At 74.0% G+C, this 3837-nt stretch carries 4 protein-coding genes; 2 read left to right on the forward strand and 2 right to left on the reverse strand.

The window, feature by feature from the left end:
- Both AC08ON_RS07315 and AC08ON_RS07320 read right to left on the reverse strand, forming a co-directional pair.
- On the reverse strand, positions 1-1177 hold a 1177-nt coding region (locus AC08ON_RS07315; RefSeq protein ID WP_476616676.1), incomplete at its 3' end, for a glycerol-3-phosphate dehydrogenase/oxidase.
- A complete protein-coding gene (locus AC08ON_RS07320; protein WP_476606956.1) occupies positions 1174-1800 on the reverse strand; it encodes a TetR/AcrR family transcriptional regulator in 627 nt (208 codons plus the stop codon). The genes AC08ON_RS07320 and AC08ON_RS07315, both read right to left, overlap by 4 nt.
- A 169-nt stretch (positions 1801-1969) precedes the next feature.
- Here AC08ON_RS07320 and AC08ON_RS07325 point away from each other — a divergent pair, with 169 nt between their 5' ends.
- The gene (locus tag AC08ON_RS07325; protein ID WP_476606957.1) at positions 1970-3607 is read left to right on the forward strand and encodes an FAD-binding oxidoreductase; all 1638 of its coding nucleotides are present in this window, start codon (positions 1970-1972) and stop codon (positions 3605-3607) included.
- Positions 3608-3661: 54 nt separating this feature from the next.
- A complete protein-coding gene (locus AC08ON_RS07330) occupies positions 3662-3817 on the forward strand; it encodes a hypothetical protein (protein ID WP_476606958.1) in 156 nt (51 codons plus the stop codon).
- Positions 3818-3837 lie beyond the last annotated feature (20 nt).

Below are 3837 nucleotides of genomic sequence, written 5' to 3' on the forward strand. Positions count from 1 at the left end.
GGGCGGCGCTGGTACGGGTGGCGGCGCTGTGGGGAACGACGGTGTGGTCGGTGGCGGTGTCGAGCAGTGGGCGCAAGCCCGCGAAGGCGCCCAGCCGGTCCGCCGGGTCGATGGGGGTGGCCAGCACGTTCGAGACGATGCCCAGCAGCTGCGCGATCTCGTCCTCGTCGGGCACCGGGACGTCGACGACCTCCTCGACCGGCACGTCGGTCAACCCGACGTAGACGCGGCCGTCGTCCTGGGGCAGCATCAGCGCGAACCGGTTCCGTTCACCCGGCATCGGCAGGGACAGCGCCGCGCGGGTCCCGGCCAGGACGGTGGAGCGCAGCACGAGGTGGGTGCCGCGGCTCGGCCGCAGCCGGATCCCCGGAGCCAGGGCCGGCGCCCACACACCGGTGGCATTGACCACCGTCCGCGCACGCAGGGTGATCCGGGTACCGGTGAGGGTGTCCACCGCGGTCGCCTCGATCCCACGACAACCGTGCCGGCTCGGGCCGCGGGGTCCGCCGTCGAGGCCGCCGCCGTCGAGGCCGGTCACCCGCAGCCGGGTCAGGATCCGGGCGCCGAATCCGGCTGCGGTCCGGGCCAGCGCGACTACGAGACGGGCGTCGTCGACGAGCTGGCCGTCCCAGTGCAGCACCCCGCCGCGCAGTCCGGCTTCCCGGAGCGCGGGAGCCACCCCGAGCGTCTCCACGGCGGTCAGCCGGCGTGGGCCGGGCAGGACCGCGCGGGGCGTGCCCGCGCCGCGGCGCAGCAGGTCGCCGAGCCACACCCCGGCCTGGACCAACGCGGCGTTCGACCGCGGTACTCCCGGGGTCAGCGGGGTGAGTATGGGCAGCGCCCGCACGAGATGGGGCGCGGTGTGCCGCATCAGGATGTCGCGCTCGATGGCGCTCTCCCGCGCCAGCGCCACATCTCCGGTAGCCAGGTAACGCAGCCCGCCGTGAACGAGCTTGGAACTCCATCGGCTCGTGCCGAAGGCGAGGTCGTGCGCCTCGGCGAGGACGACGGACAGGCCGCGGGAGGCGGCGTCCAGGGCCACCCCAGCCCCGGTGACCCCACCGCCGATTACCAGCAGGTCCACCGGGCCGCCAGCCGCGACGGCGGCCAGCTCCCGTTCCCGCCGTCCGGCGTTCAACGAGGTCGCCGTGGTCGGCGGGAGCGTCAGAACCGTCATGGTGATCCCCCAATGCTCTCCTTGACCGGCTCCGGCACGAGGTAGCCGCGCAGGAGCCGGCGCAGTTCGGCGGTCCGGGTCGCAGCGGGGACACCGCAGCCGAGGGCCTCGGCGGACAGGACGAAGGACTGCACGACGAGCAGGACCGTGAGGGCCAGCGCCGACGGGTCCGCGGGCCGCACGGCGCCGTTCGCCGCGGCGGTGCGGAACTGGCTCGTCAGCAGGTCCAGGATCATCTGTTGGGTGGCGCCACGTCGCTCGATCAGGTACCGGATCAGCAGCTCGGGATCCGTTTCGATGATCCGCAGATAGAGCGGGTTGGTGCGGAACGCCTCCACCGTCGCGATGATGTGCTCGACGAGATCGTCGGCCAGCCCGCCGTCCGGAGGCCCGCCGTCCGGCCCGGCTTGGGCCATGGCCGACGCGGCCGTCACAACCTGGGTCCACTCGCGCGTCATCACATCACCGACCAGTGAGCGCAGGTCCGGCCAGCGTCGATAGAGGGTCATCCGGCTCACTCCGGCGCGGCGCGCTACCTCGGTCATGGTGGTCCGCCGGACCCCGACCGCCAGCAGGGATGCCTTGGTCGCGTCGAGGACGGCCTCCTCGCCTGCGAGAGCCATCCGGCAGCCCTTCCTCCCGCCCGTCGCCACGGGCGCGGGGAGCGGCGCCGCCGCGCGGGATGTGTCATCGTAGGACGAGACCTTGTGACAATGTGACGTTGGCTGTCCCACTGTCTCGTGGGAGATTCTACCGAGGCACCACCGGATCGGACAGGCGGTACGCACGCCGATGACGAGCATCGACGAGGCCCACGAGAAAGCCCGTGAGATCCTCCTGACCGAATCTGTCTGGTGGGGCTGGGGCCCCGCCGAGGCGCATGACCCACTGCCCGATTCCACCCGCCTTCTGCTGGCTCGGCTCGGCATTCCCGCCCGTCCTCGCCCGCCCGTCCCGCTCGCCGAGGTACGCCTGCCCGCGTCGCGGCTGCCGGATCCGGCCCGGGCCGCGCTCGCGGTGGTCGTTGGGGACGGCGAGGTCCGGGTGGACGATGTCGCGCGCATCCGGCACTGCCGGGGCCGCTCGACGACCGATCTGTTGCGCCTGCGGGCCGGGGACGCCTCCGCCGCGCCCGACGCGGTCGTCCGGCCCGCCGATCATGACGAGGTGCTCGGCGTGCTGCGGGTCGCGACCAGAGAGCACCTCGTGGTCGTGCCGTTCGGGGGCGGTACCTCGGTCGTCGGCGGCCTTGCGCCGCCCGAGCGTGGCGACCGTGCCGTCGTCGCCCTCGACCTCGCCCGGCTGGACCGGCTCGGCCGGGTGGATCCCGACTCCGGCACCGCGGAGCTCGGCGCCGGGCTGCGGGGCCCCCGGGCCGAGGCGTTGCTGGCCGAGCACGGTCTCACACTCGGGCACGTCCCCCAGTCCTGGGAGTATGCCACCATCGGTGGCTACGCGGCGACCAGATCCAGTGGCCAGGCGTCCGGGGGCTACGGCCGGTTCGACGAACTGGTCGTCGGCCTGCGGGTGGCCACGCCGGTGGGTGGCTGGGAGCTCGGCCGCGCCCCGGCGTCGGCCGCTGGACCGGACCTGCGGGAGCTGCTACTCGGCTCCGAGGGAGCCTTCGGGGTGATCACCCAGGTCGTCGCCCGGGTCCGGCCGCTGCCGGCCCGGCGCGGCTACGAGGCCTGGTCGGTGCCCGACTTCGCGACCGGCACCCGGCTGCTGCGCTCACTCGCCGCCGGCGACCTGCGGCCGACGGTATGCCGGTTGTCCGACGAGACGGAGACCGTCGCGGGGCTCGCGCGGCCGACCCGGTCGGGCGGCGAGCGCGGGGGTGGCGCCGTCGGCTGCTACCTGGTGACCGGCTACGAAGGCGACGATCGCGCGGTGGAACAGCGTTCCGCGGCGGTCGCCGCTGTCCTGCTCGCCGGGGGCGCCAGGCGGCTCGGCGCGGCGGCCGGCCAGGACTGGGAGCAGAGTCGGTTCCGGGCGCCCTACCTGCGCGACGCGCTGCTGGACCAGGGCATCTTCGCCGAGACCCTGGAAACGGCGGGATTCTGGACGGCGCTGCCCGGGCTGTACGCGGCCGTCCGAGACGCGCTCACCACGACGCTGGCCGCCGCCGGCCTGGCACCGGTCGTCATGTGCCACATTTCTCATCTGTACGCCACGGGGGCTTCGCTCTACTTCACCGTCGTCTGCGGCGAGGGCGACGACCCGATCGGGAGCTGGCGGGCGGCCAAGGCCGCGGCCACGGACGCGGTCGTCGCCACGGGCGGCACGATCACCCACCACCACGCGGTCGGAACGGAGCACCGGCCCTGGCTCGACGCCGAGATCGGCGATCTCGGCGTCGAGGTGCTCCGGGCGGTCAAACGGACGCTGGACCCGGCCGGCATCCTCAACCCCGGGGTTCTCGTCGTCTGAGGGCGCTACCGGGCGTACCGGGTCGACCCGGGGGAGCCCGGGTAGACCAAGGGTGTGGAGACCATTGCCGCCTGTGTGGTTGTCCTGCTCTTCCTGCTGATTCCGGTGGTCATCGTCGGTGCGGCCCTGGGCTGGGCCTACCACCGTTGCGCGCCGCTGCGGGCCCGGGCGGCCGTCGAGGCCGCCCGGGAGCAGCGGGCCCACCCCTGAAGACCGGGGTCGCGGCGGCT

The sequence above is a fragment of the Frankia sp. CoWAU3 genome (assembly GCF_977971855.1).

What these genes read in the sequence shown, in the direction of transcription:
- AC08ON_RS07320 (WP_476606956.1), bottom strand. Translation starts at nt 1,800, where the DNA reads ATGGCTCTCGCAGGCGAGGAGGCCGTCCTCGACGCGACCAAGGCATCC.
- AC08ON_RS07325 (WP_476606957.1), top strand. Translation starts at nt 1,970, where the DNA reads ATGACGAGCATCGACGAGGCCCACGAGAAAGCCCGTGAGATCCTCCTG.